Origin of the sequence: Oceanobacillus bengalensis (assembly GCF_003628445.1) — a bacterium.
GTDB classification, from domain to species: domain Bacteria; phylum Bacillota; class Bacilli; order Bacillales; family Amphibacillaceae; genus Oceanobacillus; species Oceanobacillus bengalensis.
Window position 1 is genome coordinate 31459 of the sequence record NZ_RBZO01000020.1, and the last position, 25793, is coordinate 57251.

Annotated in this window: 25 protein-coding genes, 1 riboswitch and 1 other annotated feature; of the genes, 18 read left to right on the forward strand and 7 right to left on the reverse strand. The window is 37.7% G+C overall.

Translation table 11 applies throughout. From position 1 onward, the window contains the following. Positions 1 to 31 precede the first annotated feature (31 nt). The 9 genes from D8M05_RS12795 (at position 32) to D8M05_RS12835 (ending at position 9600) form a co-directional block, all read left to right on the forward strand. Positions 32 to 1426 carry an isochorismate synthase gene (locus D8M05_RS12795; protein ID WP_121132405.1) on the forward strand — a complete coding sequence of 465 codons (1395 nt, stop codon included), beginning with the start codon at positions 32 to 34 and terminating at the stop codon, positions 1424 to 1426. Further along, positions 1426 to 3177, forward strand: coding sequence for a 2-succinyl-5-enolpyruvyl-6-hydroxy-3-cyclohexene-1-carboxylic-acid synthase (gene menD / locus D8M05_RS12800; RefSeq protein ID WP_121132407.1), 1752 nt, complete (start codon positions 1426 to 1428; stop codon positions 3175 to 3177). The genes D8M05_RS12795 and menD overlap by 1 nt, the downstream gene beginning before the upstream one ends. A gap of 4 nt (positions 3178 to 3181) precedes the next feature. After that, positions 3182 to 3985, forward strand: coding sequence for a 2-succinyl-6-hydroxy-2,4-cyclohexadiene-1-carboxylate synthase (gene menH, locus D8M05_RS12805; protein WP_121132409.1), 804 nt, complete (start codon positions 3182 to 3184; stop codon positions 3983 to 3985). A 36-nt stretch (positions 3986 to 4021) separates the two neighbouring features. Continuing rightward, positions 4022 to 4840 carry a 1,4-dihydroxy-2-naphthoyl-CoA synthase gene (gene menB, locus D8M05_RS12810; RefSeq protein ID WP_121132411.1) on the forward strand — a complete coding sequence of 273 codons (819 nt, stop codon included), beginning with the start codon at positions 4022 to 4024 and terminating at the stop codon, positions 4838 to 4840. Positions 4841 to 4934: 94 nt separating this feature from the next. Then, complete coding sequence (locus tag D8M05_RS12815) at positions 4935 to 6371, forward strand: o-succinylbenzoate--CoA ligase (protein ID WP_121132413.1); 1437 nt, start codon at positions 4935 to 4937, stop codon at positions 6369 to 6371. Positions 6372 to 7023: 652 nt separating this feature from the next. Beyond that, positions 7024 to 7344, forward strand: a complete 321-nt coding sequence (locus tag D8M05_RS12820; protein ID WP_121132415.1) for a hydrolase — start codon at positions 7024 to 7026, stop codon at positions 7342 to 7344. A 135-nt stretch (positions 7345 to 7479) separates the two neighbouring features. Further along, positions 7480 to 8019, forward strand: a complete 540-nt coding sequence (locus tag D8M05_RS12825) for a hypothetical protein (RefSeq protein WP_121132417.1) — start codon at positions 7480 to 7482, stop codon at positions 8017 to 8019. A gap of 26 nt (positions 8020 to 8045) precedes the next feature. After that, a complete protein-coding gene (gene ytkD / locus D8M05_RS12830) occupies positions 8046 to 8510 on the forward strand; it encodes an RNA deprotection pyrophosphohydrolase (RefSeq protein ID WP_121132419.1) in 465 nt (154 codons plus the stop codon). Between the two features lie 328 nt (positions 8511 to 8838). Further along, a complete protein-coding gene (locus tag D8M05_RS12835; protein ID WP_121132421.1) occupies positions 8839 to 9600 on the forward strand; it encodes a MerR family transcriptional regulator in 762 nt (253 codons plus the stop codon). A gap of 31 nt (positions 9601 to 9631) precedes the next feature. On the opposite strand, the gene D8M05_RS12840 is transcribed toward D8M05_RS12835, so the two are convergent. The 4 genes from D8M05_RS12840 to pckA all read right to left on the reverse strand — a co-directional run bounded on the left by D8M05_RS12840 (position 9632) and on the right by pckA (position 14167). Further along, entirely contained in the window at positions 9632 to 10432 is an 801-nt protein-coding gene (locus D8M05_RS12840; protein WP_121132423.1) for an ABC transporter permease, read from the reverse strand. Further along, the gene (locus D8M05_RS12845; protein WP_121132425.1) at positions 10422 to 11216 is read right to left on the reverse strand and encodes an ABC transporter ATP-binding protein; all 795 of its coding nucleotides are present in this window, start codon (positions 11214 to 11216) and stop codon (positions 10422 to 10424) included. Before D8M05_RS12845 ends, D8M05_RS12840 begins: the two co-directional genes overlap by 11 nt. A gap of 17 nt (positions 11217 to 11233) precedes the next feature. Beyond that, on the reverse strand, positions 11234 to 12220 hold the full coding sequence (locus D8M05_RS12850) for an ABC transporter substrate-binding protein (RefSeq protein WP_121132427.1): 987 nt from the start codon (positions 12218 to 12220) through the stop codon (positions 11234 to 11236). Between the two features lie 363 nt (positions 12221 to 12583). Continuing rightward, positions 12584 to 14167: a phosphoenolpyruvate carboxykinase (ATP) gene (gene pckA / locus D8M05_RS12855; RefSeq protein WP_379543373.1), complete on the reverse strand. Its 1584-nt coding sequence runs from the start codon at positions 14165 to 14167 to the stop codon at positions 12584 to 12586. Positions 14168 to 14400: 233 nt separating this feature from the next. Further along, a riboswitch (SAM riboswitch) is annotated at positions 14401 to 14508 on the forward strand. Between the two features lie 199 nt (positions 14509 to 14707). Between pckA and metK the strand changes: the two genes are divergently transcribed. Both metK and D8M05_RS12865 read left to right on the forward strand, forming a co-directional pair. Next, on the forward strand, positions 14708 to 15904 hold the full coding sequence (gene metK / locus D8M05_RS12860; RefSeq protein ID WP_121132431.1) for a methionine adenosyltransferase: 1197 nt from the start codon (positions 14708 to 14710) through the stop codon (positions 15902 to 15904). Between the two features lie 65 nt (positions 15905 to 15969). Continuing rightward, the gene (locus D8M05_RS12865; protein WP_147405180.1) at positions 15970 to 16203 is read left to right on the forward strand and encodes a hypothetical protein; all 234 of its coding nucleotides are present in this window, start codon (positions 15970 to 15972) and stop codon (positions 16201 to 16203) included. A gap of 301 nt (positions 16204 to 16504) precedes the next feature. On the opposite strand, the gene D8M05_RS12870 is transcribed toward D8M05_RS12865, so the two are convergent. Continuing rightward, positions 16505 to 17029 carry a gamma carbonic anhydrase gene (locus D8M05_RS12870; protein WP_121132435.1) on the reverse strand — a complete coding sequence of 175 codons (525 nt, stop codon included), beginning with the start codon at positions 17027 to 17029 and terminating at the stop codon, positions 16505 to 16507. A 95-nt stretch (positions 17030 to 17124) separates the two neighbouring features. On the opposite strand from D8M05_RS12870, the gene D8M05_RS12875 reads away from it, so the two are divergent. The 3 genes from D8M05_RS12875 (at position 17125) to D8M05_RS12885 (ending at position 19021) form a co-directional block, all read left to right on the forward strand. Next, positions 17125 to 18201 (forward strand): tetraprenyl-beta-curcumene synthase family protein, encoded by a 1077-nt coding sequence (locus D8M05_RS12875; protein ID WP_342772262.1) that lies wholly within the window; start codon positions 17125 to 17127, stop codon positions 18199 to 18201. 82 nt (positions 18202 to 18283) lie between these two features. Continuing rightward, on the forward strand, positions 18284 to 18571 hold the full coding sequence (locus D8M05_RS12880; RefSeq protein WP_121132437.1) for a TIGR04104 family putative zinc finger protein: 288 nt from the start codon (positions 18284 to 18286) through the stop codon (positions 18569 to 18571). An 18-nt stretch (positions 18572 to 18589) separates the two neighbouring features. Beyond that, positions 18590 to 19021: a GNAT family N-acetyltransferase gene (locus D8M05_RS12885; RefSeq protein WP_121132439.1), complete on the forward strand. Its 432-nt coding sequence runs from the start codon at positions 18590 to 18592 to the stop codon at positions 19019 to 19021. A 577-nt stretch (positions 19022 to 19598) separates the two neighbouring features. Here D8M05_RS12885 and mnmM read toward each other — a convergent pair. After that, the gene (mnmM, locus tag D8M05_RS12890; RefSeq protein ID WP_121132441.1) at positions 19599 to 20159 is read right to left on the reverse strand and encodes a tRNA 5-(aminomethyl)-2-thiouridylate-methyltransferase MnmM; all 561 of its coding nucleotides are present in this window, start codon (positions 20157 to 20159) and stop codon (positions 19599 to 19601) included. 156 nt (positions 20160 to 20315) lie between these two features. Between mnmM and D8M05_RS12895 the strand changes: the two genes are divergently transcribed. From D8M05_RS12895 to leuS, 4 genes are all read left to right on the forward strand, one after another. After that, positions 20316 to 21080, forward strand: a complete 765-nt coding sequence (locus D8M05_RS12895; RefSeq protein ID WP_121132443.1) for a hypothetical protein — start codon at positions 20316 to 20318, stop codon at positions 21078 to 21080. A 2-nt stretch (positions 21081 to 21082) separates the two neighbouring features. Continuing rightward, the gene (locus tag D8M05_RS12900) at positions 21083 to 21451 is read left to right on the forward strand and encodes a GntR family transcriptional regulator (protein WP_121132445.1); all 369 of its coding nucleotides are present in this window, start codon (positions 21083 to 21085) and stop codon (positions 21449 to 21451) included. Then, entirely contained in the window at positions 21448 to 22158 is a 711-nt protein-coding gene (locus tag D8M05_RS12905) for an ATP-binding cassette domain-containing protein (protein WP_121132447.1), read from the forward strand. The genes D8M05_RS12900 and D8M05_RS12905 overlap by 4 nt, the downstream gene beginning before the upstream one ends. A 38-nt stretch (positions 22159 to 22196) precedes the next feature. Further along, positions 22197 to 22406, forward strand: a binding site (T-box leader). A gap of 63 nt (positions 22407 to 22469) precedes the next feature. Next, on the forward strand, positions 22470 to 24887 hold the full coding sequence (gene leuS / locus D8M05_RS12910; RefSeq protein ID WP_121132449.1) for a leucine--tRNA ligase: 2418 nt from the start codon (positions 22470 to 22472) through the stop codon (positions 24885 to 24887). A gap of 51 nt (positions 24888 to 24938) precedes the next feature. Here the strand turns inward: leuS and D8M05_RS12915 are convergent, their stop codons facing one another. After that, complete coding sequence (locus tag D8M05_RS12915) at positions 24939 to 25688, reverse strand: hypothetical protein (RefSeq protein WP_121132451.1); 750 nt, start codon at positions 25686 to 25688, stop codon at positions 24939 to 24941. Between the last annotated feature and the right edge of the window lie 105 nt (positions 25689 to 25793).

A 25793-nucleotide genomic window follows, 5' to 3' on the forward strand; every position in this document is an offset into this window, starting at 1 on the left:
GTTTGTCATGTGAATATCGGAGGTTTTTTTTATGATTGATTTGAAGCATGAACAAGTGGAAGCACTATTAGAAAAATCGATTTACGGGTTAAATAATGATGACTTTCAACTTGTTAGCTATACGAAGAGAATAAATACGGTAAATCCATTTCAGTTTTTTGAAGCTGCTAAACAGACTGAAAAAAATCGAATATTTTGGATGAGCTCAAATAAAGAGTTTTATTTAGTTGGTATTGGGTGCGCATCTGAAATGATGTCCGAGAAATCGGAAACGCGCTTTAATGAAACAAAGGATAAATGGAATAATGTCCTGAACAAAGCAGTAATTCATAATGGATATGAAGTCCCTGGAACAGGAATCGTTGCACTCGGAGGAATGTCTTTTGATCCAGAAAAGCAAACGACAACATTATGGGAAAACTACAAAGCCAGTCACTTTGTTATTCCTGAATATATGCTGACGGTATACCGAGATACCTGTTATTTAACCGTAAATGTAAAAGTTACGAAAAATGACCATCCAACACAATTAGCAAATGAAATAAAAGATATGGAAAGTACATTATGTCATGAAACAATAATAGAAGATGAAATTCTCTCTATTATTAATAAAGAAGAAATAGATGCATTACAGTGGAAGGAAACGGTACGTAAGGCAACAGATGAAATTAAAAAAGCTTCTGCTGATAAAATAGTACTTGCTCGTGAGATGCGCCTAACGTTTAATCGCAGGGCAAATATTGGGTTAATCTTACAAAACCTATTAGAATCACAGCCCAATAGTTATATTTTCGCATTTGAACAAGGGGAGGATTGCTTTGTTGGTGCAACACCAGAACGGTTGGTCAAACTAGAAAATGCAAGGTTGTTTTCGACATGTCTGGCTGGTACAGCACCTCGAGGTAAGACCCCTGAGGAAGATAGTGTCATTCGCTATGAACTCCTGCATGATGAGAAGAATCTGGAAGAACATCAATTCGTAGTGCAAATGATAAAAGCAGCTATGGAAGATTACTGTACCGATTTGAAGATACCGTCAGAACCAGTGATTTATCCACTAAGGAATTTGCAACATCTTTATACGCCTGTTACTGGTATCTTGAAAAAAGGATTTAGTATTTTTGATATCATCGAAAAACTTCATCCAACTCCAGCACTAGGAGGATCTCCAAAAGATAAATCTCTCGTTTTCATTAGAGAGAATGAAGTTTTAGATAGAGGCTGGTATGGTGCGCCTGTAGGGTGGATGGATAGTAATAATAATGGAGAATTCGCGGTTGCGATCAGATCTGCGCTCGTACAAGGAGATGAAGCATCACTATTTGCAGGTTGTGGTGTTGTGAAAGATTCTATTCCCGAACAGGAATACGAAGAAACAAATATGAAGTTCTTACCAATGTTATCCGTTTTAGGGGGACAGGCTTAATGGAACATACAGAAGTACTAACAAGATATACAGCAAATTTTGTTGATGAAATGGTGAAAAGTGGTGTAACTGATGTCGTGATTTCACCAGGGTCACGCTCTACACCACTTGCATTAACATTTACAGAGCATCCATCAATTAAAGAATGGATTATCATTGATGAACGTTCTGCAGCTTTTTTTGCTTTAGGAATGGCTAAGCAAATAAAACGACCTGTTGCCCTCGTTTGTACATCAGGAACAGCAACAGCAAATTATTTCCCAGCAATTGTAGAAGCACATTACGCAAGAGTGCCTCTTATCATTGTTACTGCGGACCGACCGCATGAACTTCGTGATGTCGGTGCACCACAAGCAATAGAACAGATTAATCTTTACGGTGATTATGTGAAATGGTTCCATGAAATGGCTTTACCTGAGGCAACACCTGAAATGTTGAATTACGTACGAAATAAAGCCTCTCGTGCTGTTTATTTGGCAAAAGAAGGAAACGGTGGCCCCGTACATTTGAATTTCCCGTTCCGTGAACCACTTATGCCTGACTTCTCTATCGAGAATCTATGGGATTTGAAAGAACAGGATAGGATGGAGAAAGATTATAGCCAGGATTTTGATGGAAAAAAACGATTGTCGTATAGACAGTTACAGTTATTAGTAAACAAACTAAAAAACAAGGAAAAAGGCGTCATTATTTGTGGACCACAAGTTGATGAAGATTTTCCTGAAGCGGTAACCGCACTTGCGAAGGAGTGGGGCTTACCAATATTAGCTGATCCATTATCCCAAGTAAGAGCTGGTATGCATGGAAAAGAACATATTATTGAAGGCTATGATGCATTCTTGCGTAATAAGGACATTAGAGACATTCTTCGGGCTGACTTCATTATTCGCTTTGGGGCAATGCCTGTCTCTAAAGCATATCTGTTCTATGTGAAAGAAAATAAACAAGCCTTACAATTTGTTGTAGAAAATAATGCCGGGTACCGTGAACCTACTGGTAATGTATCAGAATTTATTTTTGCTGATCCTGTAGAGCTATGTGATGCTTTACTTGCTGAATCAGCAGACATTACATTTGATAAAGAATGGCTTAGTACTTGGCAGGAAATGAATCACATTGCAAAAAAACATCTAACAAAAGGTGAAAAAGATCGTGTGACAGAGGGAGACGCAATTAAAGAATTACTTGGCATTACTCCTGATGAGAGTACTATTTATGTTGCGAATAGCATGCCGATTCGAGATGTAGATAGCTTTATGATGTCAACTGAAAAGCAGATAGAAATTCTTGCCAATCGTGGGGCTAACGGAATAGATGGTCTACTTTCAAGTGGAATGGGAGCAGCAACAGCAGGGAGATCTGTTACGATTGTAGCGGGTGACCTATCCTATTTCCATGACATGAATGGATTGATGGCTGCGAAACATTACAATCTTGATATAACAATCCTTTTAATTAACAACAATGGTGGTGGAATCTTTTCTTTTCTACCACAAGCAAATGATAAGAAACATTTTGAAGCCTTATTTGGAACTCCTCTAGACATAGATTTTAAAAACTCTGTGTTTATGTATGGTGGCAAATATGCCCTTGCAAGAACGAAGAAAGATTTACAATATCTGTTAAGTGCTAGTTATGAGCAAGAAGGACTTCATGTAATTGAAATCAGAACCGATCGTACGGAAAATGTTGAATGGCATCGGGCAATATGGGATGCCATTGAAGCAGAAATATTAGAGCAGTGGAGCTGATTTTTTGTATTTCTCAATAAATGATGCAAAATATTGGTATGAAATTCATGGACAAGGGATTCCAGTAGTGTTGTTACATGGCTTCACAGGAAGTACTACAACATGGAAGAATTTTATCAATACTGTGGACAAGCAATTTCAAATTATTACGATTGATTTGCCTGGACATGGTAAAACGCAGACAAGTGAGTCAAGAACAGTGGAAGCGTGTTGTCGGGATTTAAAGCAATTATTTGCGTTTCTACATCTCGACGCTTTCCACCTAGTTGGCTATTCGATGGGTGGAAGGACAGCCCTTTCCTTTGCGATGCTCTATCCAGAAGGCATACTCTCTTTAATACTTGAGAGTGCATCACCTGGTTTAGCAAATGTAGCCGAACGTGTGGCACGAGTGAAAAATGATGAGGGTTTGGCGAAGAGAATTGAAACAGAGGGTCTAGAAGCTTTTGTTTCCTTTTGGGAAAATATTCCATTGTTTGAAACACAAAGGAATTTACCTGAAGAAGTGCAGCATTCCATTCGTAGAGAGAGGCTTTCGCAATCCCCAAATGGCTTAGCGATGTCACTACGTTTTATGGGAACGGGTAAACAACCATCTTGGTGGGATAAACTAGAGGGATTTTCTGCCCCTGTATTATTAATCGTTGGGGAACATGATGAGAAATACGTGGAGATTAATAAAAAGATGCAAAGTAGATTTATTTCGTGTAAGCTAATAAAGTGTGAAGATGCTGGACATGCAATTCACGTGGAAAAACCTAAAATTTTTGGTAAACTAGTAACTGAGTTCATTTTGAATCACAAGTAGTACATAATAACAGCCATTTATAAAGGAGGAAATATTATGACTGTACAATGGGAAAAAGTAAGAGAATATGAAGAAATTATTTATGAAAAATATAATGGAGTGGCAAAAGTTACAATCAATCGTCCACATAAGCGTAATGCATTTACACCGCTTACGGTAAACGAAATGATTTCTGCCTTTACAGATGCACGAGATGACTCTGAAATCGGTGTTATTATTTTAGCTGGTGAAGGGGAAAAAGCATTCTGTTCTGGTGGGGACCAATCTGTTCGCGGTCATGGTGGATATGTCGGAAGTGACGAAGTTCCACGTTTAAACGTACTTGACTTACAACGCTTGATTCGTACAATCCCTAAACCTGTCATTGCAATGGTATCAGGCTATGCAATTGGTGGCGGGCATGTACTACATGTCGTATGTGACCTAACAATTGCTGCAGATAATGCTATTTTTGGACAAACTGGACCGAAAGTAGGAAGCTTTGATGCTGGTTATGGAGCAGGCTACCTGGCGCGTATGGTAGGACACAAACGTGCTCGTGAAATTTGGTACCTTTGCCGTCAATACAATGCGGATGAAGCATATGAAATGGGCATGGTAAATAAAGTAGTTCCTCTTGACCAACTAGAAGAAGAAACATTACAATGGTGCGAAGAAATCTTGGAAAAATCTCCAACAGCACTTCGTTTCTTAAAAGCTTCTTTCAACGCAGATACAGATGGTTTAGCTGGTTTACAGCAAATGGGTGGAGACGCAACCTTGCTTTATTACACAACAGATGAAGCAAAAGAAGGTCGAGACGCATTCAAAGAGAAAAGAAAACCAAACTTTAAAAAATTCCCTCGTTTTCCTTAAATAAATCATAAAAGCCTTTGCCTTGAAAGAGAGCAAAGGTTTTTATTTATGTGTATTAAGAGAAGCAAATACTATTCAATAGAGGTGAAGATGAATGGCGGAAACCATTCCACATTGGTTAACAAAACAAGCAGATCTATCTCCAAATCATATAGCGATTGAACTGGATAGTGGCGATGCGATGACGTTTAGAGAACTGAAAGAGTATAGCCAAATGCTTGCAAAAAAGCTTGCCAATCTAAACATTGAAAAAGGTACTCATGTTGGAATATTATCTTCTAATAGCATTATAATGCTTGCGACAATCCACGCACTAAGCTATTTAGGAGCAGTTGGTGTTTTATTAAATGTCCGACTAACTGAAGAAGAAATGAATTATCAGGTAAAAGATGCGGAGGTAAATGTCCTATTAACAGCAGACAACTTTAGGGAATTTGCAGAGCAACTTGATGTACCAACTATTTTTTCTTTTTCAGATATGGAAAAACTTCAGCCTAGGGAAACTAAACTGCAAACGGAACTCCATTTAGATGATCATTTTACGATCATTTACACTTCAGGTACGACTGGATTTCCTAAAGGAGTTATCCATACATATGGTAATCACTTATGGAGCGCAGTTGGATCCGCACTGAATCTAGGTATTCATCCAAATGATAAATGGCTTATTCCATTGCCATTATTTCATGTGAGTGGTCTATCAACTTCTATGAAAAGTGTGATTTATGGCATGCCTATTTATCTTCTTGAGAAATTTGATGAAGAGATCGTCCATCACGCTATCATGGAAAAGGGAATTACGATTGCATCTGTCGTTACGGTGATGGTCCAGCGTCTTATGAAACAGTTAGGGAATGGACAATATCCAGAAGCATTTAGATGTATGCTGCTAGGGGGTGGACCAGCTCCAAGGCCATTACTAGAGGCTGCAAAGGACAAAAATATTCCTGTATTTCAATCGTATGGGATGACCGAAACATCTTCACAGATTGTTACGTTAAGTCCATCGTATGCTCTGGAAAAAATTGGATCAGCAGGGAAGTCATTATTCTCGGCACAGCTTAAAATCAGTGGGCAAACGGATGCCCAAGTTGGTGAGATAATGGTGAAGGGCCCAATGGTAACAAAGGGATATTATAAAAATGATGAAGCTAATCAGAGGTCATTTCAAGATGGATGGTTAAAAACGGGAGATTTAGGCTATTTAGATGATGAAGGATTTTTGTATGTGGTCGATCGAAGAAAAGATTTAATTATTTCTGGTGGGGAGAATATATACCCTTCTGAAATTGAAAGTGTATTAACCGGAATGGAACAGATTAAAGAGGTAGGAGTAGCAGGTAAGCAGGATGATACTTGGGGGCAGGTTCCTGTTGCATTTGTTGTGAAAAATGAAGAAGTGACAGAAGAAGAAATATTAACCTATGCAGGAGAACGATTAGCAAGATATAAATTACCTAAGGAAGTCCGCTTTGTTGATTCATTACCAAGAAATGCATCGAATAAACTTGTACGAAACAAATTAATGTAAGTAGGAGAACCTAATTTAAGGTTCTCTTTTCGTATATTTTGTTGCAATTATTTTTCACAATTTGTATAGACTGTTGATTTCTTTAATTCAGTATTGTGCAAAACACATCGTTCCGGAAACACACTTCGCTTTCCACGGGCGGCTGATGAGCCTTCTTCGTGCTAACGCACTACGTAGTCTCACCTAGGCCTATCCTCCCGTAGGAGTCTCCGTGTGTTTCCTCCACTAAGCTCCTGCTCTATTTGATTTCAACTAAAAAAATGCTGCTTTCGCGAGGGAAATCTACCCAAAACGTGACTCTGTGTTCGATAGCTTTAATAACATCTAAAGCACTTAACATAGCGTAGGCAGAATGCGTAGACTCCTGCGGGAACAGCACGTGTCCGAAGACCCCACAGGAAGTGGTTTTCTTCCGAGGAGGGCTGAGGCCGTGCCCGCGGAAAGCGAAGCATTCTGCCGCAGCGAATTACAGCACATAGCATTAATAAGTGTAAGCGAGAGCTAAACAATACTGAATTAAATTAGTCCGAAGTTTACATCAAGTTCAAAATAACTTTCCATAGTTGACAAAAACAATCTTTTAGAAAACAGCATTTCTTTTTTAGAATACTTTCCTTATAAGAGGCTCAAATTAGTAGCAGGAGGTGTTCGTATGGAAAAGAGTAGGTATTATATTAATATTGGAACCGGTGAAATATCACAAGAAAAATATGATAATAATGATGATTTCGTTGTACATGCGACTGAAACGGAAATCGGTGAACTTAGAAGAATCATAAATCATATGCAATCTGCAGACATTGGAACATTTTTCCGCGCGCATGTTCCGATTGTCGAATATCATAACGATAGCTCGAACGATGCCTATGATGAGAACTTAATTGTCGCTTTTCAAATGATTCATGATTTAGGGGATGAAAAAACACAGAAACATATTGAAAGTATGGGAATTCTAGGTAATAATAGTATGTAATCATTTGTGAGAAACTTAATGTGAAGAGTAGGTTATATCTTTTACTAGAAGTGTCCCTTCCTTGTCCACGAGAGTATGTTTAACCCCTTAGAGGAAGAGGAATACTATACTTTAAGAAGCTAAGGGGGAATCTTTGTGGGGAAAATAGTATCACTGCTTGGTGTGTTAGGTGTTGGAATTTTATTAACTGTTTTGATTATGAGCAATGATAATCAATTCGTTTCCGCGAAGAATCACGGACAAGTAAATTCAAATTTAGAAAAAACACAAACGATACAGCTAAGTCAGTCATACGACGTGACGCATGAAGAAGTTGTTAAACTAACCAATCAATTTATGAACATCCTTGTACAGGAAATTGATACGAACTACAAAGCATTATACGTGAAGAATGTAGATGAACTTCTAACAGCTTTTGAAGAGGTAACCACTAGAGAAGTAGCTGCTCCATATGTAGATTTCTATTATACAGAAGAAGCAGATGGCATGTATATTCTACCAACAGAAACACCACCATGGTTTGTGGAAGAAAATGAATACGAGATACAAAGAATCACTGATAATAAAGTGAAAGTTATTCAACATAATCAAACTGTAATGGATGGTAAGTATACGATTGAGTTAGAATTAACCTATAAAAATAATTGGAAAATCACAAAAGTAACACTTATTTAGTTGTAAAAAAGGTAGTTGAAAAGCGTTTGAAGATATTCAGAGATTATTACAACAATGAAGTAAAGCTTTCCTTTGATGATCACCCTTTTTCAGATCGCCCGAAACATGTTTTAGTTATTTGTAGGCATCAAGATAAGTGGTTACTGACGAAACATAAAGAAAGAGGATTGGAATTCCCAGGAGGTAAAGTAGAAATTGGAGAAACCGCTGAACAAGCGGCAATACGGGAAGTAGATGAAGAAACTGGTGGTGTTATAAAGGATATTCACTATATCGGTCAATATTATGTGGAAGGTAAAAGTGATTATGTCATAAAAAATGTATACTACGCGAGAATCGGGAAATTAGAAAGCAAAGATACTTATTTTGAGACATATGGCCCAGTGTTACTAAGGGAAATCCCGGAGAATGTAAAATATAATAATCGTTTCAGTTTTATTATGAAAGATGGCGTTTTGGAGTATTGCATGGGTCGAATTAGTAATGTATAAGAATTAATAGAAAGAAGCACATGATACCTGAGTTATAATATCATGTGCTTCTTTTGTTAGAGGCTTTTTCCAAAAATTGTTGATTATGTTACAAATTGTATAGATTGTTGTTTTCTGTAAAAAAACAGCGTAATACTAGTTTTATAAAAGTAAAGCAGAATCTTAGTGGAACGGTGTTTTTAGGATTATTATTCTGAATTAAATAAGTTAACATTTATATCAACTACGAGCAAAACTTACAAAAAGAAACCATAAAAAAAGATAAATTTTCTCCTTGACCTTTACGCAACGTAAAGGTCTATCATATTAAATGTCAGGAGGGTTCATGATGGAATATACAGTAAATAAATTGGCTCAAATGTCAGGGGTGAGCGGCCGCACCCTTCGCTACTATGATCAAATTGGACTTCTAAAGCCAGGGAGGATTAATTCATCTGGATATCGCATATATGGCCAGAAGGAAGTTGATCTTTTGCAGCAAATATTATTCTATCGTGAGTTAGAAGTAAGTTTAGAGGATATTATGAAAATCATAAATCAGCCATCCTTTAATCCAACGTTGGCTCTGAAAGATCACTATAACGAATTAAAGAAAAAACGAGCCCGACTTGACAAAATAATTGCAACTGTTGAGACGACAATTTCAAGTATGGAAGGAGGAAGAACCATGCATGACAAAGAAAAATTCGCAGGCTTTAAAGAACGATTAATAGACGAAAATGAACAGAATTATGGTAATGAAATTCGTGAGAAATACGGAGACGAAACGGTGGATGCTAGCAATAGAAAACTAAGAGGGATGTCTCAAGGTGATTATGAGGCAATGACTAAACTTGGGGAAGAAATCCTTGTATTACTCAAGAAAGCCTACGTAACCGGTGACCCTAAGTCAGATTTGGCACAGGAGCTTGCTGCGAAGCATAAGGAATGGTTGATGTATTCATGGACTAAATACGCAAAAGAAGCGCATGCTGGACTTGCAGAAATGTATGTAGCAGATGAACGATTTACTGCTTATTATGATAAGAAAGTAAAAGGTGGAGCGGAATTTTTACGGGATGCAATTTTGGTTTATTTGGGGATGAAATAAATAGAAAATGGCTTGGGTTACAAGCCATTTCTTATGTCGATTGTTTTATCAGCCAGCTTTCAATTCTTTCTACTACTTTGTACATAATTGCAGCAAGAATGGCGATAATCACAAGACTGGACATCACAAGTGTAAAGTCGAATACTTGGAAGCCGTAGATGATGAGATAACCAAGTCCTTCTTTGGAAACAAGGTATTCTCCTACAATAACTCCAACCCATGATAACCCGACATTAACTTTTAACATGGAAATAATTGTTGGTAATGTTGCTGGAAATACAGCTTCCTTAAATCGTTGCCCCTTTGTTGCACCGAAACTTGTTAACACTTTTTCATAGTTTGGATCTACCTCATTAAACGCGGAGTAAACGGTTAGTGTTGTAATGATGACGGATACGAGAAATCCCATTGTAATAATAGAAAGATAACCAGGTCCGAGTGCTACGATAATAATCGGTCCAAGTGCAACCTTTGGCATGGCGTTTAAGATAACGAGATATGGATCCATTATTTTTGAAAAGCGATTAGAGGACCAAAGCATGGTAGCTAGGATAACCCCACCAATCGTACCGATAATAAATCCCATTATCGTTTCAAAAAGCGTAACAGATAGATGCTTAAATATCGATCCATTTAAAAATCGTTCAAAAAGCGATGTAATGATTTTACTAGGTGAGCTGAATAATAACGGATCAATTAGGTACATTCTGCTGGAAATTTCCCAAATGGCAATAAATGCAACTAAGATAATAAGTTGCCACGATAGGACAATTTTACGCTCACGTTTTAAGCTTTTCTGATAGTTATCAAATAGATGTTGATCACTTTTCATGTGAGCGCAGCCCCTTTTCTGTTTCCTTTTCTTCTAACTCTTCCCAAATTTTATCAAATAATATTTGGTACTTTGGATGCTTGCGAACGGTTAATGGTAGCTGGTTTCGTAATTCAATCGGTACTTCAAATGTTTTTGCAATTGTTCCTGGGTTTGCTCCCATTACTAAAATGCGATCACTCATCGCAATGGCCTCGCCAATGTCATGTGTTACAAGAATAGCTGTTTTATGGTATGCCTTTAAAAGCTTCCCAACCAAGTCTTCTAGTTTAAGTTTTGTCTGGTAATCAAGTGCAGAGAAAGGTTCATCAAGTAACAGTATTTTAGGGTCATTTATTAACGTTCGAACCAATGCCGCACGTTGTCGCATCCCCCCAGAAAGAGATGCGGGATGACTATTTTCTACACCTTCAAGGCCAACCTCTTTGAGAAGTTCTAAGGCAGTCGGTTTTAATTTTTCTACATTCTTGTTGTGTATTTTTGGTCCAAGCAAAACATTATTTAGAATCGTTTTCCAAGGGAATAGATAGTCTTGTTGGAGCATATAGCCAATTGCTAATTCAGATTCATTGATTGGTTTTTTTTCTAACAATACTTGCCCATCGGTTTGCCTGAAAATACCTGCGATAATGGATAGAATAGTAGACTTCCCACAACCACTTGGGCCAAGCAATGAGATGAACTCTCCTTCTTTCAAAGAAAAAGATATATTATCTAATGCCTTTGTGTAACTGTCTTTTGAAAAGTAGTGATGTGATACACGGTCTAAGGTTAGAAATGACAACAGATTTCCCTCCTTAGTTATTTAGTAACCTCTTTGGCAAACTCTGTGTTTACTAATTCTTCATAAGCAACGTCAGCTGGAAGTTCCCCAGCTTCATCCATGATTGCTTTTAAGTTTTCCCATTCCTCTTCATCTAAAATAGGATCGGTTGCAAAAGAATCCTGACTCTTATAACGTTCAATAGAAGATGCTAGTAGCTCTACATCGGTATCTTCAAAGAAAGGTTGAACGACTTCAGCAATCGTTTCCGCATCATTTTCCCCAACCCATTGCTGCGCTTTGTAAATTGCCCTCGTAAATTTCTCCACCGTTTCACTGCTCTCATCTAAATAACTTTGCTTTGCCATAAATCCGGTGTATGGCACCTTTCCTGACTCTTCACCAAATGATGCAACAATATGTCCAGTACCTTCCTTTTCAAATACACTCGCTGTAGGCTCAAATAGTTGAACATATTCATAATCTCCAGAAGCAAATGCACTTGGGATATTGGCAAAATCAACACTTTGGTCTAAATTAACATCCTGATGTGGATCGATACCGTGCTGTTTTAAAACATATTCTCCAACCATTTGTGGCATTCCGCCGATACGCTGACCTAGGAAATTGCTACCCGCTAAATCTTCCCAAGTGAAGTCAGGTTTCGGTTCTTTTGCAACTAAAAATGTACCATCTGTTTGTGTTAGCTGTGCAAAGTTTATCGCATAATCCTTTGAATCCTGAGCATACACATAAATCGATGTTTCTGCTCCAACAAGGGCGATGTCAGCACCATCTGATAATAATGTTGTCATCGTTGTATCGCCTCCCCACGTTGTTTGCAGGTCAACCTCCAATCCTTCTTCCTCAAAAAAGCCGTGCTCTAATGCAACGTACATTGGTGTATAGAATACAGATCTAGTAACCTCTGCTAATGTTATTTTCGAAGTACCGTTAGAATTACAGGCTGAGAGAATGATGAGTAAAACAATTGAAAATAAAGCTACGAACTTAAACCTTCTCATATCGTCAGGTCCTTTCTTAATGGATGATATTTAGTCAACACAGTTTATGCTAACGTGTAAAATTGTGTGATTGCCTATATAGGAATAGTTGTTGAGAATGGCGATTGCCCATAAAGTAACAACAATTATAAAAAGGGGGGGATGCTTCTAAACTAGAATAGCTGCTTATAAACCTATGTGGTGCTTATAAGGTGGAATTTCCGCTCATAAATATACTAGTATTGAACATAAAAGAATCACTGCCATTATTTGGAGCAATCTAGTGCAAAGAAAAAGCCGGACTCTGCATAGAGGCCGGCTGTTAGAATCATCTAACCATGACTAACATATAAATGAAATCCTATTGGGATGAGGAAATAATTATTATTTACCTTTGTATAAAGGTCCTGCTTGCTTAATTTCATCAGATGCTTGTGTGAATTTCTCAAAGTTGTTATGGAACTTCAAAGCAAGGTTTTGTGCTGCTTTTTCATACGCATTTTTATCTTCCCATGTTTGCTTTGGAATTAACACGTCATCAGGTACTCCAGGAATGTGCATTGGAATCTCTAAACCGAAAATATCATCTTTTTCAGTTTCAACAGAATTTAACTCACCTTCCAATGCAGAGTGGACCATTGCACGTGTATAGGAAAGTTTCATTCGACTTCCAACACCATAGGAACCACCAGTCCAACCAGTGTTTACTAGGAATACCGTTGCATTGTATTGATCAATTTTCTCACCAAGCATTTCGGCATATTTTGATGGTGCAAGTGGTAGAAATGGAGAACCGAAGCAAGCTGAGAAAGTTGCTTGAGGTTCTGTTACACCACGTTCTGTTCCGGCTAGTTTACTTGTGTAACCACTTAAGAAATGGTACATTGCTTGTTCCTTCGTTAGTTTACTAATAGGTGGTAATGTTCCAGACGCATCAGCAGTTAAGAAAATAATTGCATTCGGATGACCAGCAATACTTGGTGAAACAATGTTATCGATATTGTTAATTGAATATGCTGCTCGTGTATTTTCTGTTAGCGATGTATCATCATAGTCTGGCTTACGTGTATTTTTATCAAGCATAACGTTTTCTAACACCGAACCGAAACGGATGGCATTATAGATTTGTGGCTCTTTTTCTTTGGATAAGTTGATACATTTTGCGTAGCAGCCACCTTCGATATTGAATACACCATTAGGGCCCCAACCATGCTCATCATCTCCAATTAACCGGCGATACGGATCAGCTGATAAGGTTGTTTTTCCTGTACCAGAAAGGCCGAAGAATAAAGCAACATCACCTTCAGCACCAACATTAGCTGAACAGTGCATGGATAGGACATCCTTTTGTGGTAATAAATAGTTCATGATAGAGAAAATGGATTTTTTTATTTCTCCTGCATATTCTGTACCACCAATTAAAATAACGCGCTTTTTAAAGGACACGATAATAAATGTTTCCGAATTTGTACCATCTACTTTAGGGTCGGCTTTAAAGTTTGGTGCAGAAATAACAGTGAATTCTGTTTGATGGTTGCTCAATTCTTCATCAGTTGGTGTGATAAATAATTGACGGGAAAATAGGTTATGCCATGCATATTCATTGAAAACTTGAATTGATAAACGATATTTTTCATCGGCACCAGCAAAACCTTTGAATGAAAAGACCTCATCTTGATCTTTTAAATAATCGACAACTTTATGGTATAATTGATCGAAAAATTTTTCTTCGATTGGTTGGTTTATAGCACCCCAATCAACATGATTTTCACAAACTTCATCTTTTACGATAAATTTATCTTTAGGGGATCTACCAGTATATTTACCAGTAGTCGCTCGAACAGCACCGGTTTCAGATAAAACTGCTTCTTCTCTTTCTAGGATTTTTTCCACTAATTGTGGAACGGATAAATTTCCATATAAGTTTTTGTGAACATATAATTCGTTTAATAATGTTTTTTCCACCATTTTCACTTCAGTTCTCCTACCTTTTTGGATGGTTTAAGAAATGACTAACAAACATCTTTAATTTCTTAATTGTTTATTAGTATAACACATTGTATAAGATAGTCCATACTATTTGGGGTTATTTTATGAAACTTTTATAACAATGGTGTATGAAAACTTTTAGTAGTTGTTATAACTAATTAACGGTTGACATAAATCCCTAGTTTCGTTAATCTTTAAAGTGAACGGATACTCTCTTATTCAGAGTTGGTGGAGGGACAGACCCGATGAAACCCAGCAACCATCACGTCATGTGAAAAGGTGCTAACCTGATGCAAGGATGATTCCTTGAACAATAAGAGGGAAAGGCCACGGTAACCCTTTCCATATTAGTAGGAAGGGCTTTTTTACTTTATAGATGAATCAAGCCTCTTTTAAAGTTTAATAGCAGGTTGTCTTTCTCCCATAATTAATAATAACTATTTCTAACATGAATGAATAAAAAGAATGATATAAGAGTAAGAGTTCCGTAATTTCATATTAAAGGAGAGAATTAGCCAAATGGCTACCAATCGTCGTTTGTTTACGTCAGAATCAGTAACAGAAGGGCATCCAGATAAAATGTCTGATCAAATTTCGGATGCAATATTAGATGAAATTTTAAAAAAGGATCCTAATGCACGTGTTGCGTGTGAAACAACGGTTACAACTGGACTTGTATTAGTTGCTGGAGAAATATCTACTAGCACATATGTTGATATTCCGGCAATTGTTCGCGGGACGGTGAAAGATATCGGGTATACCCGTGCAAAATATGGCTTTGATGCCGAAACATGTGCAGTATTAACTGCTATTGATGAGCAATCTGCAGATATAGCAATGGGTGTGGATAAGGCGTTAGAAGCTCGTGAAGGAAAAATGAGTGATGAAGCAATTGCTGCTATTGGTGCTGGGGACCAAGGGTTAATGTTTGGTTTTGCATGTGATGAAACGGAAGAACTGATGCCACTTCCTATTTCATTGGCTCATAAGTTGGCGAAGCGATTAACAGATGTTCGTAAAGAAAATATTGTGGATTATCTACGCCCAGATGGGAAAACACAGGTTACGATTGAATATGATGAAAATGATCAACCCGTACGAGTGGATACAATCGTTATCTCTACACAACATCACCCAGAAATCACACAGGAACAAATAAAAGAGGATTTGATTAAGCATGTTGTAGAGTCTGTTGTACCTGTCGAATTACTAGATGAACAAACAAAATATTTTATTAACCCAACAGGACGCTTTGTTGTTGGTGGACCACAAGGTGATGTAGGGCTAACAGGTCGTAAAATTATTGTTGACACATATGGTGGCTATGCTCGCCATGGTGGTGGTGCTTTTAGTGGGAAAGATTCTACAAAAGTTGACCGTTCTGCTGCATATGCGGCGCGATACGTTGCGAAAAATATAGTAGCAGCGGGATTAGCTAAATCCTGTGAAGTTCAATTAGCGTATGCAATTGGTGTTGCAGAACCCGTATCTATAGCGATTAATACATTCGGAACAGGAATTGCCACTGAGGAAGTTTTAGTAAATGCAGTTCGTGAGTTGTTTGATCTCCGCCCAGCTGGAATCATTGCCATGCTTGATTTGAGAAAACCAATCTTTAAAAATACCGCTGCATACGGGCATTTTGGTAGAACAGATATTGTATTCCCATGGGAAAGAACGGATAAAGTAGAAGAATTAAAGGCGTTAGTAAAATAAATAATGAGAAAGTCATCCAGCTTTGGTGTTGGGTGGCTTTTTTAGATTTTTTAGCTGTTGGAGGAATGCTGAAATCATTGTATGAGCATATATCCGTAGAAGAGAGCATATATCCGGAGAAGAGAGCATATATCCGTAGAAGAGAGCGTAAATCCGGAGAAGAGAGCGTATATCCAGAGAAGAGAGCATATATCCGGAGAAGAGAGCGTAAATCCGTAGAAGAGAGCGTAAATCCAGAGAAGAGAGCATATATCCGGAGAAGAGAGCATATATCCGTAGAAGAGAGCGTAAATCCGTAGAAGAGAGCGTAAATCCGTAGAAGAGAGCGTAAATCCGTAGAAGGGAGCGTAAATCCGTAGAAGAGAGCGTATATCCAGAGAAGAGAGCATATATCCGGAGAAGAGAGCATATATCCAGAGAAGAGAGCATATATCCGTAGAAGAGAGCATATATCCGTAGAAGAGAGCATATATCCGTAGAAGAGAGTGTATATCCAGAGAGAGAGCGTAAATCCAGAGAAGAGAGCGTATATCCGGAGAAGGGAACGCATAATCCCGAGAACAACCACTCTCCCCCAAAAAACAGCTTACAATAAGTAAATTATTCCTTGCCTAAATCAGTACTCTCCCTATAATAACGTCCTTTTTCTACATAAGATTTCCTTACGCGTTCCATCTCTAGGTAATCTGCTTCTGTCAACTCACGAACAACTTTGGCTGGGCGGCCCATTACCAATGTATGTGGTGGAATCTTCTTTCCTGGTGGAACAAGACTGCCAGCGCCAACGAATGCACTTTCGCCAATCTCTGCACCATCTAGGATGAGCGATCCCATACCAACTAGCGCATTTTTACGTACAATTGCAGAGTGAAGTGTTACTTGGTGTCCAACTGTTACATCATCCTCCACAATTAATGGGTTATTCGGACTTTGGTGAAGCATCGATAAATCTTGGATGCTTACTCTTTTTCCAATATGGGTTGATGCAACGTCTCCTCGTATGACTGTTTTAAACCAAATGCTCGATTCTTCTCCAATCGTTACATCACCAACAATTACAGCATCTCTTGCAATAAATGCGGAATCATGTATTTGTGGTTTACTCCCTTTGTAATCTCCAATCATCTAAGGTAATCCTCCTATAAAATATGTTTGTTTCTATCTTAATATTGCTATAATAAGTATAGCAAACTTTTTCATTATTGAACGGAGGATTTCAGGTGGCACATGTACCCAAAACATCGATGGTATTGATGACTACAGTTTTTCGAAGGGTTTTTCCAGTGGTAAATGAGGAATTGACATATTGGCATAAAAAGGCAGAGCAAATACCAAATAAGGAACTTCGTAAACAAGCGCTCGCAAGTATAGAAGCAAAGCGTTTTCACTGTCAAGGTGGTGCGGTATTTGCACTGTTAGCTGAAGAATATTGGAAGGATGCCATTCGTTTTATTGTTGCATATCAAACAATTAGTGATTATCTTGATAATCTATGTGACCGAAGTACATCCTTAGATCCTGATGATTTTCGTTTGTTACATCAAGCAATGGAAGACGCTCTATCACTAGAAAATGATGGGACAAACTATTACGGGCATCGCGACGAACAGGATGATGGGGGTTATTTAACAGAATTGGTTCATACTTGTCAGAATGTATTACAAGGAATCCCGTACTTTTCATTTGTTAAGAAGCAATTATTAAAATTAGAAAATATGTACGCTAATCTTCAAGTTCATAAACATGTTAAAGAAGATGAACGGTTGGATAGGCTAATGCGTTGGTATGAAGAAAATAAAGAAAAAACACCAACACTGTCTTGGTATGAATTTGCCGCTGCTACTGGGTCGACCTTAGGAGTGTTTTGCCTTATTTCTTATGCTCTCTCTGGTAAAATAACAGAGGAATTAGCACAAATAATATATGAAAACTATTTTCCATATATGCAAGGTTTACATATACTGCTCGACTATTATATCGATCAACAAGAGGATAAAATAAAGGGGGATTTAAATTTTTGTAGCTTTTATTCAAATCAAGATCAATTGAAGGAACGCCTTTTATACTTTATTAAGGAAACAGACAAAGCAGTGCAACGGTTGCCAGATAAAAAATTTCACCAATTTGTGCATCATGGACTTGTAGGCTTATATTTAGGGGATGAAAAAGTGATGGGACTCGATGGTGGAGCTAAAATGGTTAAGGAACTTCTACGGATTAGCGGGAGAACTGCGAAGTTTTTTCATTGGAATGTTAAAATGTACTACAGATTTGAGAAGGATCGAGAAACAAGTTAATATCAGTTGGTTCGGTCGGAATTTTCACCTAATTATGATATTATTATATATGTAGTACAAGTGAGAAGAGGAGGGCGAATACTTGCCAACATGTAAAAGTTGCAAAAATCAATGGACATGGATTGAGACTGTTCGATCTTTTCGAATGATTTGCCCATATTGTAAGAAAAAGCAGTATGTAGCAGCTTCATCAAGAAAATGGAGCAGTATTATTACACTTCTTGTTCTTATCCTTGTTTTTGCAGTGAATCTATTTTTAGATCTTTCAATTGGTTGGGGAATCTTAATAGCGATCGGTTTAGGTATAATTGTATTAGCAATCCAGCCTTTTGTTCTTGAATTATCCAATGAAATGGAACCTTTTGTTTAAGAAAAAAGGGGGGATTCGATGATTATTAGAGAAGCTGAAGAAAACGATATAGCTGTATTAACAAAACTAATGACTGATTTAGGCTATCCAACCACAGAGGAGAGAATGGCACAACGATTTAGAAGGATTTCAAATACTCCTGGCTATCATACGATAGTTGCAGAATTGGACGGAAAAGTTGTGGGGATGGCTGGGTTATGTGAACAATTATTTTACGAGTACGATGGCTCCTATTTTCGATTGGTTGCCTTTGTTATTGATTCCAAGCATCGTAGGCAGCACATCGGGAAAAGGTTCCTTCAAGATGTTGAGAAGTGGGTAGCTACACAAGGTGCAACAACTATTGTTTTAAATAGTGGAACTCGGGCTGAACGTGATGCGGCACATCAATTTTATAAAAATATGGGATATGAAGAGAAAAGTCTTGGATATCGGAAGCAGCTTTTCTAGATTATTGTTGTACTAAATGTATAAATTGTGGATTATTTGAATTCAAACAATTAAGCTCTCGCTCACACTTATGATTGGTTTATGTCGTCATTCGCTGCGGCAGAATACTTCGCTTTCCGCGGGCACGGCCTTAGCCCTCCTCGGAAGAAAACCACTTCCTGCGGGGTCTTCGGACACGTGCTGTTCCCGCAGGAGTCTTCGTATTCTGCCTACGCTATGTTAGTTGCTCTAAATATTTTTGAGATTTTAGTCCATATAACCACGTTACGGATAGTTATTTTCTGTAAAAAAACAAAATATCTCTAGTTTTATAAAAGTAGAGCAGATACCTTAGTGGAGGAAACACACGTAGACTCCTGTGGGAGGACAGGTCTAGGTGAGACTACGTAGTGCGTAGCACGAAAGAGGCTCACCAGCCGCCCACGGAAAGCGAAGTGTGTTTCCGGAACGACGTGCTATACACATACTGAATTACACTAGTCAACACTTTATATCAAATGCGAAGATTTACAAGCAACAAACAGTTTAAAAAGAGCCGAAAATAAAAAAGCAAGATTAGAGTATTCTTCCTCTAAACTCACTTTTTTTGAATGGCAATAATAAATGGTGGATCGTTTTTTTGATTAATAAATCCGTAGCGTAATACACTGAATTCTTTTTGGTTAAGGTTAATGACATGTTTCAAAATTGCTTCTTTCTCCTCTTTACCTCCTTCATGACCATGGTAGACAACTAGGATAAGCAGACCATTTTTCTTTAAAAATTCTAGGATTACATCCATTGCCTGTATCGTAGACACTGACCTAGTAATAATTCGTTTATCACTCCGGGGCAAGTATCCTAGATTAAAGATTGCACCACCGATTGTTTTGTCTTTCGGTAAATACTTTTTGATATTTTCATGGCTATCGTGTATTAGGGAGACATTTGACTTTTGCCTTTGTAAAATCGCCTCCCTCGTAACAGTGATGGCTTGTTCCTGGATATCAAATGCAATGACAAAACCAGATTCCCCGACCAAATCACTTAGAAATAATGTGTCATTACCATTACCACAGGTTGCATCAATAACCGTTTCACCTTCTTCGATAGACTCTTCAAGAAGATAATGGGCGTAATTTAAAATTCCTTTTAGCATTGTGATAAACATTCCTTCATTTAATATTTTTAGTTCAAAATCTATTCTAACAGATATTAGCCTGGCAGATAAAGATTATAAAAAGAAATCATTGCATCTCTTTTTGTATCAGTGTACTATTTAACTATAACACTAATACGGAGAGGGAGTAGGATTATGGATCCATCATTTAAAGGGCTTTATGTGAAAGAGTGGAAAATGATGCGAGGTTTTTTTCTTGGGATGTTCTTAATACCAGCTTTTCTATTTATGTTTTCAGTAAATCATTCAATTGTTGGATCATTAGTCAGTTTGTTGGCCTTTGGTTTTTTGATCTTACCTTTTTCTTTGTTATATAGCTTAAATACCGAAGCCATCCAACTCGGTTTATGGTTGCATCATCCAGGATCTATTCATCGTTTGTTATTGATAAAATATTTAAATGGTATCATCTTTGCTTCTATTTATTTACTCGTCATCTCAATCGTAATTATTATTTTTAATTTAATGGCTGGATTAACAAGTTTACATGGTTTTGAAGTTGTTCTTACTTATTTCCTTATTTGTATTCAAATGATTATTGTATCCATTTTTCCTGCAGCGGTTATTCTTTTTTGGTGGACGCTTTATCAGTGGTGGCGTACCTATATTCGCGGTTTGGCTATTATTGCCATAATCGGTGTGATTTACGGTTGTACATACTTGATTACAGCATTTTTCACTACAGATATTTTTGAAAGAATCACACAATGGGGAGTACTTAGCATTCCATCTCGTTTTGCAGGAGAAAATGCTCAATTACTAGATATTTCTTTCGGTTTATTTACTATTGATGAAGCGGGAATGACGATCTATTTAGGTAATTATATATTTTTTGGTGTAATTGTTCTCCTTTCTTATTTACTTTCTGCTTATTTACTGGATCGTAAAGTGGAGGTTTAGTAATGGGATTAGAATTTGATGCGAATAAACCAATCTACTTGCAACTAATCCACCGAATATCGAGCGAGATTGTTCGTGGGGATAAAAGAGAGGGAGAAAAGCTTCCGTCTGTCCGGGAATATGCAGTGGAAGTGGGTGTGAATACGAATACAATCAGTCGAGTCTATCGGGAATTAGAATTGTTACAAATTGTCACAACGAAGCGTGGGCAAGGAACATTTGTTACAGAAGATGTAAATCGGTTAACGCGCTTAAGGGAAGAAATGAAACAGGAACAAATAAAGCAATTTATAATGGATATGCAGGAAATGGGATTTTCCATTAATGAAATGCTTGAAGGAATAATGAATAATGGGAGTGAGGGGCAATGATTCAACTGACAAATGTTACGAAGCGATATTTAGCAACAAAAGCAATTCGTCAATGTACGTTATCAATGGATTCAGGAAAAGTAATTGGAATCATTGGGGAGAATGGCAGTGGGAAAACGACATTATTAAAATTGCTATCGGGATTATTAAAACCCTCTAAAGGAATAGTGGAAATTGATAATGTCGTCGTTGATCGTAGGATTGCTAACAAGCTAGCTTTTCTTACAGATAGTGAATATTTTTTTCCGTATTTATCCGTAATGGAACTGATTGAATTTTATAATAGTCAATTTGATGACTTTGATAAAGAAAAAGCAGTGGAAATGGCTAAATTTATGAATCTGAATGTAGAGCAGAAAATTAAATATCTATCAAAAGGGAATAAATCTCGGGTGAAAATCGTCGTAACATTATCTAGGAACGCACCATATGTTGTATTAGATGAACCGTTCTCTGGGCTTGATCCAATGGTACGAAAAGCAATTATCAATGGAATCATTAAATTTATTAATATGCCAGAACAGACCTTGATCATTACGACACATGAAATAAAGGAAGTCGAGCCTATCTTGGATGAAGTAGTCGTATTAAGAAAAGGAAAAATCATTGCACATGAGACAGTTGACAATGTTCGAGAAGTAAATAAAATGGATGTTGTGGACTGGATGGAACAGCTTTATTCCAAGGAAAATATGTCTGTTTCTTGACATTGCAAATTTAATTCATTACAATACCATTAAATAATCTAACGACGAAGCGAAGGAATAGTAGTAAATTTTTCAGGCAAAGAGAGGCAGTGGTTGGTGGAAACTGTCGTTCGAAAATTTATGAACTCGCCTTCAAGGTTGCAAGAGTGAACGGATAGTAATTCTTGCCGTTAATCCGCGTTAAGGATACAAGTGAACGTATAACGTTAATTTGGGTGGTACCGCGGGAAAAGTCTCTCGTCCCTTCTTGGGATGAGTGGCTTTTTTTGTTGGGGTGACCGTTAGATAAATGAATAGAGGAGGAAATACAGATGAGTTATAGTCATCAGCAAATTGAGAAAAAGTGGCAATCGTATTGGCAAGAAAATAAAACATTTAAGACCGATACGTATTCAAGTAAAGAGAAATTTTATGCACTAGATATGTTCCCGTATCCATCTGGAGTGGGACTACATGTTGGGCATCCAGAAGGGTATACAGCAACAGATATCCTATCACGAATGAAGCGGATGCAAGGGTTTGAAGTGCTTCATCCAATGGGATGGGATGCGTTTGGGCTTCCTGCAGAACAATATGCGATTGATACAGGCAATAGTCCAGCAGAATTTACGGAAAAGAATATTGCCACATTTAAACGCCAAATCAAGGAACTAGGATTTTCCTATGATTGGGACCGTGAAGTAAATACGACAGACCCGAATTATTATAAGTGGACGCAGTGGATTTTCATTAAGCTTTATGAAAAAGGCTTGGCATATATTGATGAGGTTGCCGTTAACTGGTGTCCAGCTCTAGGTACCGTTTTGGCAAATGAAGAAGTGATTGATGGGGTTAGTGAGCGGGGTGGTCATCCTGTTATTCGTAAGCCGATGAAACAATGGATGCTTAAAATCACTGCATATGCTGATCGCTTACTAGAAGATTTAGAAGAGTTGGATTGGCCAGAGAGCTTGAAAGAAATGCAACGTAACTGGATAGGGCGTTCAGAAGGCGCTGAAGTAACCTTTACTATTGATGGACATGATGAACAATTCACTGTATTTACAACACGTCCAGATACATTGTTTGGTGCGACATATGCTGTACTTGCACCAGAGCATCCTTTTGTCAAGAAAATTGTAACGCCTGAGCAAAAAGACGCAGTTGATAAGTACCTTCATGAGGTAGAGACAAAATCAGACTTGGAACGTACGGACTTAGCAAAAAACAAGACAGGTGTTTTCACTGGTGCGTATGCAATCAATCCAGTAAATAATGAAAAAATGCCAATTTGGGTTGCTGATTATGTATTGATGTCTTATGGTACAGGTGCAATTATGGCTGTTCCTGCACATGATGAGCGAGATTATGAATTTGCAACGAAATTTGATTTGCCAATTATTGAAGTTGTAGCTGGTGGAGATGTAACGAAAGAGGCTTATACGGGTGACGGTGAGCATGTGAATTCAGGTTTTGTTGATGGTCTTGGAAAAGAAGAAGCCATCTCCAAAATGATTGAATGGCTTGAAAAACAAGGTGTGGGTGAGAAGAAAATAACATACCGCTTGCGTGATTGGTTGTTCGCTAGACAACGTTATTGGGGTGAGCCAATTCCAATTATTCATTGGGAAGATGGTACGATGACAGCTGTTCCAGAAGAAGAGCTTCCGTTAGAATTGCCAGTGATGTCCGAAATTAAACCATCTGGAACTGGAGAATCACCACTAGCAAATAATGATGAGTGGGTAAATGTTATTGACCCTGTAACAGGAAAGAAAGGCCGTCGTGAAACGAATACGATGCCACAATGGGCAGGAAGCTGCTGGTACTTCCTACGTTACATTGATCCGGATAACACAGAAAAGCTAGCAGATCCAGAAGCACTTAAAAAGTGGCTTCCGATTGATATTTATATCGGTGGAGCAGAGCATGCGGTACTTCACTTGCTTTATGCGCGTTTCTGGCATAAATTCTTGTATGATATTGGAGTGGTTCCGACAAAAGAGCCGTTTATGAAATTGTTTAACCAAGGAATGATTCTTGGAGAAGGTAATGAGAAAATGAGTAAATCAAAAGGAAATGTTGTCAATCCGGATGATATCGTATTTTCTCATGGTGCTGATACATTGCGTCTATATGAAATGTTCATGGGACCACTTGATGCCTCTGTTGCATGGTCAACAAATGGGTTAGATGGTGCAAGACGATTCCTAGATCGTGTGTGGCGTTTGTTTATTAACGAAGAAGATGGTAGTTTGTCTGTAAAAGTAGTGGACGGAGAAAATCCTGACCTTGATAAGGTTTACCATGAAACAGTGAAAAAAGTAACCGAGGATTTTGAAAATCTTCACTTCAATACAGGGATATCACAAATGATGGTGTTTGTTAATGAAGGCTATAAAGCAGAAACACTACCGAAGGCATATGTAGAAGGATTCGTGAAATTGTTGTCACCAATTGCACCACATCTTGCGGAGGAGCTATGGGAAAAATTAGGTCACGAAAGTACAATTACGTTTGAAGCATGGCCTGCATATGACGAAGCAAAACTTGTTGAAGATGAAGTAGAAGTTGTCCTTCAAGTAATGGGTAAAGTTCGTTCTAAAATTAATGTAACAAAAGACATTTCAAAGGATGAGCTTGAAAAAGTAGCACTCGAAGATGAAACCCTACAGAAATGGTTGGATGGTAAAACGATACGTAAAATAATCGTTGTACCAGGTAAACTGGTTAATGTAGTAGCTAATTAATTACAAAGTAAAAAAGGATCTCTTCCTGTCATTAGGAATGAGATCCTTTTCTTATTTTGCTTCCTGCCATTCTAACTTCAGAATAATCCATTCTCCTTCTGTGAAATACCAGAGTGACTCAATGGTACCTAATTGATCTGCATGAAAAGCGCCACTTACTTGTTTAAAGCTTTTTAGACCATACCCTTTGCTATCACTTATCTTTACAGATTCAAAAAATGCTATAGGTTCAATTATAGGGGAGGTATCCTTCAATAACTTTCCATCTTGATCGTATATTTCTAGTCGTACATACTCATCTGCTCTATCATGGACATCCATGATAATCGGTTCTGCATTTGGCGATGTTTTTATTTCAACCTTGAAATCATCAATGAATTCCCCTGAAACGTAGGGTTGTTTTGGTAAAGGTATTTCCGCAAGATTATTACCTGCCAATGTGTGCAAATCATAATGATATAATCCACCACTCCCACCTGTTGGACTCTGGTATAACATATCCTTAATTTTATCATGATTGAAATCAAAAAAATGAATTTCAGGTTCATATCCACCACCATAGTTAATTGTCCAGCTTTCATCATTTGGGCTTTTAATTTCTGCCCAGATGTTATGGAAATATTCAGCGTCTGGTGAGAATGGAGTACCTTTTAATTCAATTGCTTCGAATAACCCATCCCCAGTAATGTCTGCTTGATAGGTTTCAATTACGATTGTTTCTTGTTCACTTGATGAAGCAAGAACAAGGTAAGGCTGGAGTACTGTTAATATAATCCCCACAGTTACGGTTACAATTTTCATTATCACAAGTCTCCTATTTGTTAATTATTTTAGTTTGTGATAAATAGTTGATAGTTATGCGTTTCATACGATTAAGACGATTGAAAAAGCGCGTTCTATGGAACG